The sequence below is a fragment of the Pseudomonas sp. BN417 genome (assembly GCF_029871205.1).
Lineage (GTDB): Bacteria > Pseudomonadota > Gammaproteobacteria > Pseudomonadales > Pseudomonadaceae > Metapseudomonas.
Genome location: NZ_SSOJ01000108.1, coordinates 1 through 6,418, shown reverse-complemented (window position 1 = coordinate 6,418; position 6,418 = coordinate 1). Strand labels below are relative to the sequence as shown.

Annotated in this window: 5 protein-coding genes; 3 read left to right on the top strand and 2 right to left on the bottom strand. The window is 64.5% G+C overall.

Going from position 1 to position 6,418, the window contains the following annotated elements:
- Together prpB and E8F11_RS13385 are read right to left on the bottom strand one after the other, a co-directional pair.
- On the bottom strand, nt 1-857 hold an 857-nt coding region (gene prpB, locus E8F11_RS13390), incomplete at its 3' end, for a methylisocitrate lyase (protein WP_280288036.1).
- Between the two features lie 537 nt (nt 858-1,394).
- Nucleotides 1,395-2,408, bottom strand: coding sequence for an AraC family transcriptional regulator (locus tag E8F11_RS13385; RefSeq protein WP_280289302.1), 1,014 nt, complete (start codon nt 2,406-2,408; stop codon nt 1,395-1,397).
- Between the two features lie 188 nt (nt 2,409-2,596).
- Between E8F11_RS13385 and E8F11_RS13380 the strand changes: the two genes are divergently transcribed.
- From E8F11_RS13380 to E8F11_RS13370, 3 genes are all read left to right on the top strand, one after another.
- Complete coding sequence (locus E8F11_RS13380) at nt 2,597-3,781, top strand: acetyl-CoA C-acyltransferase family protein (RefSeq protein WP_280289301.1); 1,185 nt, start codon at nt 2,597-2,599, stop codon at nt 3,779-3,781.
- 125 nt (nt 3,782-3,906) lie between these two features.
- The gene (locus E8F11_RS13375; RefSeq protein WP_280289300.1) at nt 3,907-4,596 is read left to right on the top strand and encodes a TetR/AcrR family transcriptional regulator; all 690 of its coding nucleotides are present in this window, start codon (nt 3,907-3,909) and stop codon (nt 4,594-4,596) included.
- A 62-nt stretch (nt 4,597-4,658) separates the two neighbouring features.
- Nucleotides 4,659-6,418 (top strand): acyl-CoA dehydrogenase C-terminal domain-containing protein (locus E8F11_RS13370; RefSeq protein WP_280289299.1); only part of this gene is annotated, 1,760 nt, incomplete at its 3' end.

Below are 6,418 nucleotides of genomic sequence, written 5' to 3'. Positions count from 1 at the left end.
AGTTTCTGCTCGAAGGCGTGGTAGCCGATGCGGTCGTACAGCTCGGCACGGGTCTGCATCAGGTCGATGACTTCTTTCTGGTGGCCGTCGCGGCGGATGGCGGTGTAGACAGCCTCGGCGGCCTTGTTGGCGGCGCGGAAGGCCGACAGCGGGTAGAGCTGGATGGCCACGCCGACCGAGGCCAGCTCGTCGCGGGAGAACAGCGGGGTGGCGCCGAACTCGGTGATGTTGGCCAGGATCGGCACGTTCAGCGCCTCGACGAAGCGCTTGTAGGTCGGCAGGTCGTAGGCGGCCTCGGCGAAGATGGCATCGGCGCCGGCTTCCACGTAGCGCAGGCAGCGCTCGATGGCGGCGTCGACACCTTCAGCCTGGATGGCGTCGGTACGCGCGATCAGGAAGAAGTTCGGGTCGGTCTTGGCATCGGCGGCGGCCTTGACGCGGTCAGCCATCTCTTCGGTGGGGACGATTTCCTTGCCTGGGCGGTGGCCGCAGCGCTTGGCGCCGACCTGGTCCTCGATATGGGCGGCGGCCGCGCCGGCCTTGATCAGGTTCTTCACGGTGCGCTCGATGTTGAAGGCGCTGGGACCGAAACCGGTGTCGATATCCACCAGCAGCGGCAGGTCGCACACGTCGGTGATGCGGCGCACGTCGGTGAGCACGTCGTCCAGGGTGTTGATGCCCAGGTCCGGCAGCCCCAGGGAGCCAGCGGCCACGCCGCCACCGGACAGGTAGATGGCCTTGAAGCCGGCGCGCTTGGCCAGCAGGGCATGGTTGGCGTTGATCGCGCCGATGACCTGCAGCGGATGTTCCTCGGCGATGGCGTCGCGGAAACGCTGGCCCGGGGTTTTCAAGTTCATGACTCACCTCGTGTTTTGGACGGGTTGGCGAGCGCTTCCTGGTAGTGGCGCTCGCGAATGCATCGAGAATCCGCTGGTGCTCGCCGTGGGCCTGGTTCGGCCGGTTTGGCGCAGTAGTGTCGACACATTCATGGTTTTGGTCGAAAAATACGCAGTAAAAAGTCATAGGTCAACGTGAATTTTGAAATATTGTCGACAATGCCGTGAGGGAGTGGATCACTACGACAGCACGCGCAAAGGGGGGCATGAACCAACCGCATCGGCTCAGGAATGGGCGTCTCGGCCCCGGGCAGACTGTGCGTTGGCGAGCCGCGGGACCGGGCTCGGGTGGTGGACGAGCGTGAAGAGCCTGTTGCTCCCAACCGGTGCCGGGGAGAGGTTGTCGACAATTCGCTCGAATGTCAGGCCGCAGGCCGGGGCGTCCTTCATGGCCGGCGAACGGACCCCATGACGCGGTGGTGATTCCAGGCGAAAGCCGATTGCGGAAGCAGCAGGGCAGTGTGCCGCTGATTCGGCCCCTCGGCTGTCGCCTGAGGGTCAGTGGCGGCTATGCCATTTCGTCCGGTAGTGGCCGGGACTGTCTCCGGTCCATTGCTTGAACGCCCGATGAAACGCGCTCGCCTCACGGAAACCGGCCTTCTCGGCAATCGCGGTGATGCTCAGATCGGAGTTGCACAGGCAATCGAAGGCTATCGTGCGTCGAACCTCGTCCTTCAGCTCCTGGAAGGAGAAGCCCTCCCGGTGGAGTTGGCGACGGAAGCTCGCGATGCTCAGCCCTCGTTCGTCGGCCATATCTGCCAGGGTGGGCCAGTGCTCATAACGACAATTGCGCAGCTGCTTGAAAACCTGGGTGCTGAGCCCGTGGCGATTGCTGAAGCGGACTATCAGCCATTGCGGTGACGTGCGCAGGAACACTTTCAGCGAATGCTGATCCTGCACCACCGGCAGGTCCAGGTAGCTGGCATCGAACTCGATTTCGGTATGGGCGGCCTCGTACGTCAGGTTCGGCCCCCAGAACAGGCGGTCGTCGCCATGGGCTGGCCGTGGGTGGTCGAACTGTGAGCGGTCGATAGGAATGCGCCGGCCCGCGAGCCAGCACAGCAGGCCAAGAACCACAGTGAGGTAGGTTTCCTCGGCCACGCTGCGGGCGAACGGATTGTCCTGGCGGTTCTGCAGGGAAATCACCGCGCGCCCATCACGCACCGACAAGCTGGCTTCGAAATCCCTCAGGAACAGTCGAAGGCTGCCCAGGCACCGGCGCAGAGCCTCGCCCAGGGTCGATGACTGGATCAGCCCCCGGCAGATCAGCGCGAAACTGCCCATCGGCATCCCGTGCGAGTCGAAACCAAGGAACTCGTCGTCCAGTTCCTGCGCGACGGCTATCCACAAAGTGGCAAAGGCCGTTGCGGGGACCCGGGCCGAGTCGTCGGTGAGTTGCCGTTCGGAAATCCCCGCCTGAGCCAGGATCGCTTCGATCCGCTCTGGTTGCCCACGCAGCCCATATAGCGCCGCCCGGACGAAATAGACGGCCACTGAGTCCTTCTCTTGCATGGTGCTCGCTCGCTGTAGTTATCCGCCAGCAGTTGCAAAAAACGTCAGCCAAGCTGGTCATTTTCGGCATAGGCCGGCGTCGCTCGTGTCCCTAGACTTGTCCGGGTGTGACCTTGGCGCCACCGGAATCATCGCGCCGTCCACCGTTGAGTCGTCTCAGTTGGATCTCGATATCCCTGGAGTTTCCCTTGTCTAACCCCGAAGTCTATATCGTCAGCGCTGCAAGAACCGCAATCGGTTCCTTCGGCGGCACTCTCAAGGATACCGCGCTATCCCAATTGGCCACGACTGCGGTGCATGCCGCTCTCGAGCGCAGTGGTTGCGCCGCCGAGCGCATCGGCCATGTGGTGATGGGCAACGTCATCCCGACCGAAACGCAGGACGCCTATCTCGCCCGGGTAGCCGCCATGAACGCCGGCATTCCCAAGGAAACTCCGGCGTTCAACGTCAATCGCCTTTGCGGTTCCGGCCTGCAGGCGATCATCTCCGCCGCGCAGTCGCTGCTGTTGGGTGAGGCCGAGGTCGCCATTGGCGGCGGTGCCGAATCCATGAGCCGTGGACCCTATCTGCTGCCCGGCGCTCGTTGGGGTGGCCGCCTCGGCGATCTGCAGGCCGTCGACTATATGCTCGGCATCCTGCACGACCCTTTCCACCGCATTCATATGGGCATTACGGCGGAGAACATCGCCGAGCGCCATGGCATAAGCCGTGAAGCGCAAGATGCGCTGGCGATGGAGAGCCAGTTGCGTGCCGCACGAGCGATCACCGATGGGCATTTCCTCGGCCAGATCGTCCCGGTCGCGGTCAAGACCCGCAAAGGCACTCAGCTGTTCGAAGTCGACGAACATGTACGGTGCGACACTTCGCTCGAGCAATTGGCGGGCATGCGGACCGCGTTCAAGCAGGGCGGCACGGTAACCGCTGGCAACGCGTCGGGTCTCAATGACGGCGCAGCGGCGGTTGTCCTGGCCACTGGCGCGGCCGTACAGGCTGACAACCTGCGCCCGCTGGCCCGCCTGGTGAGCTATGCCCATGCCGGTGTCGAGCCGGAGCTGATGGGCCTGGGTCCGATCCCGGCGACCCGCCTGGCATTGAAGCGCGCCGGCCTGAAGGTTTCCGACCTGGATGTGATCGAGTCCAACGAGGCCTTTGCCGCCCAGGCCTGTGCCGTAGCGGCCGAGCTGGGCTTCGACCCGGCCAGGGTCAACCCGAACGGATCCGGGATCTCCCTCGGTCATCCGGTCGGCGCTACCGGAGCGATCATAGTCACCAAGGCCATCCACGAGTTGCACCGCATCCAGGGTCGTTATGCCTTGGCGACCATGTGCATCGGCGGCGGCCAGGGTATTGCCGCTATCTTCGAGCGTGTCTGAAGCGGGCTCGGAATGTTGACGATGAACAGCGAGTGGCAGGACCTGTCGGGCTGCACGGCCCGGCCGACCACGAGTGGGTTCCGGCTTGCCCGGGCCGCCACGCCGCTGTTCGGGGAAGGTGTCCATTGATTAGCAAGCGCTTGTCCGCCAACGCTGTCGCCAGGGAGCGATTTCCAGCGCCGGACGAAGCCTCGGGCTCCCGGCTCGAGCAGGTCCGCCGCAAGGCTCTCGAACTCTTTGCCGAGCGTGGCTTCGCGCGGGTTGGCATGCGCGAACTGGCCCAGCACCTGGAGATAGTCGCGAGCTCCTTGTACAACCATTTCGAAAGCAAGGAACACTTGCTGTTCGAGCTGATCGAGGAACTCTACGAGGAGTTGCTCGAAGCGGCCCTGCCCACGGAGAAGGGCAGTGCCTACAGCTGTCTGCAGGCACTGATACGGGCGCACATGGCCCTGCAAGAGTCTCACGGTCTGTATTTCCTCATTGCCGAGCGGGAGTTCTGCTGCCTCTCGCCACAGCACCAGAACCAGGTCCAGCAGATGCGCAGTCGCTATGAGGCGATGGTCCTGACGCGGCTGCTGGAGGCTGGTGCGACAGGCCCCATGCCCGTGCTCAAGGCGACCGTGCGAAGTGTCATCGCGTGGCTGAACAACCTGCCGACCTGGCTGGATCAATCCGACTTGAGTGCGGCGGAGAAACCAGAGGTGATATTCGGGATCGTCCTGGGCTCCCTGTCCGGGGTTCTCAAACTGCCGGCACCTGCTGCCGACAGCGCAACGGTAGTTCCCTTGCGAGTCCTTGGCCCAAGCCTTTGAGGCTGGCACTAATTTCAATCCGGGCATGCTCAATGCCCTAACACTGTCCGAGTAATTCGAATATGTCTGACTACAAAGCCCCCCTGCGCGATATGCGCTTCGTCCTCAACGAAGTCTTCGAGGTTGCCAAGCTCTGGGCGGAGCTGCCGGCCCTGGCCGACGTGGTCGACGTCGATACCGCCGCCGCCATCCTCGAAGAGGCCGGCAAGGTCGCCGGCGGCGTCATCGCCCCGCTGAACCGCAGCGGCGACGAAGAAGGCTGCCAGTGGAAGGACGGTACCGTGAGCACCCCGGCCGGTTTCCCCGAGGCCTACCAGACCTACGCCGAAGGCGGCTGGGTCGGCGTGGGCGGCGACCCCGTCTACGGCGGCATGGGCATGCCCAAGGTGATCTCCGCGCAGGTGGAGGAGATGGTCAACGCGGCCAACCTGTCCTTCGGCCTCTACCCGATGCTGACCGCCGGCGCCTGCCTGTCGCTCAACGCCCACGCCAGCGACGAGCTGAAGGAAAAGTACCTGCCGAACATGTACGCGGGTGTCTGGACCGGTTCCATGTGCCTGACCGAGCCCCATGCCGGCACCGACCTCGGCATCATCCGTACCAAGGCCGAACCCCAGGCTGACGGCAGCTACAAGATCAGCGGCACCAAGATCTTCATCACCGCCGGCGAGCACGACCTGACCGAGAACATCATCCACCTGGTGCTGGCCAAGCTGCCGGACGCCCCGGCGGGCCCGAAAGGCATTTCCCTGTTCCTGGTGCCCAAGGTGATGGTCAACGCGGATGGCTCGCTGGGCGAGCAGAACGCCGTCTCCTGCGGCTCGATCGAGCACAAGATGGGCATCAAGGCCTCGGCCACCTGCGTGATGAACTTCGACGGCGCCACCGGCTGGATCGTCGACGCGCCAAACAAGGGCCTGGCCGCCATGTTCACCATGATGAACTACGAGCGCCTGGGCGTCGGCATCCAGGGCCTGGCCTCCGGCGAGCGCTCCTACCAGAGCGCCGTGGAATACGCCCGCGAGCGTATCCAGAGCCGTGCGCCGAGCGGCCCGGTCGCCAAGGACAAGGCCGCCGACCCGATCATCGTGCACCCCGATGTACGCCGCATGCTGCTGACCATGAAAGCGGCCAACGAGGGCGGCCGCGCCTTCTCCAGCTACGTCGCCATGCAGCTGGACACCGCCAAGTTCAGCGAGGACGCCGTCGTGCGCAAGCGCGCCGAGGAACTGGTCGCCCTGCTGACCCCGGTGGCCAAGGCCTTCCTCACCGACCTCGGCCTGGAAACCACCATCCACGGCCAGCAGGTCTTCGGCGGCCACGGCTTCATCCGCGAGTGGGGCCAGGAGCAACTGGTGCGCGACGTGCGCATCACCCAGATCTACGAAGGCACCAACGGCATCCAGGCCCTCGACCTGATGGGCCGCAAGGTGGTGGGCAGCGGCGGCGCGTTCTACCAGCACTTCGCCGACGAGATCAAGGCCTTCGCCAACAGCGCTTCCGCCGATCTGGCCGAGTTCACCCAGCCGCTGAAAGCTGCCGTCGCCAACCTCGACGAGCTGACCGCCTGGGTCCTGGACCGTGCGAAGAACAACCCGAACGAAATCGGCGCCGCCTCCGTGGAATATCTCCACGTGTTCGGCTACACCGCCTACGCCTACATGTGGGCGCTGATGGCTCGCGCGGCCCTGGGCAAGGAAGGTCAGGACGAGTTCTACGCCAGCAAGCTCGGCACTGCGCGCTTCTACTTCGCCCGCCTGCTGCCGCGCATCCACTCCCTGACCGCCTCGGTCAAGGCCGGCAGCGAGTCGCTCTACCTGCT

Bases quoted from the DNA above. Each gene is read 5' to 3' on its own strand.
- E8F11_RS13385 (WP_280289302.1), bottom strand. From the start codon at position 2,408: ATGCAAGAGAAGGACTCAGTGGCCGTCTATTTCGTCCGGGCGGCGCTA.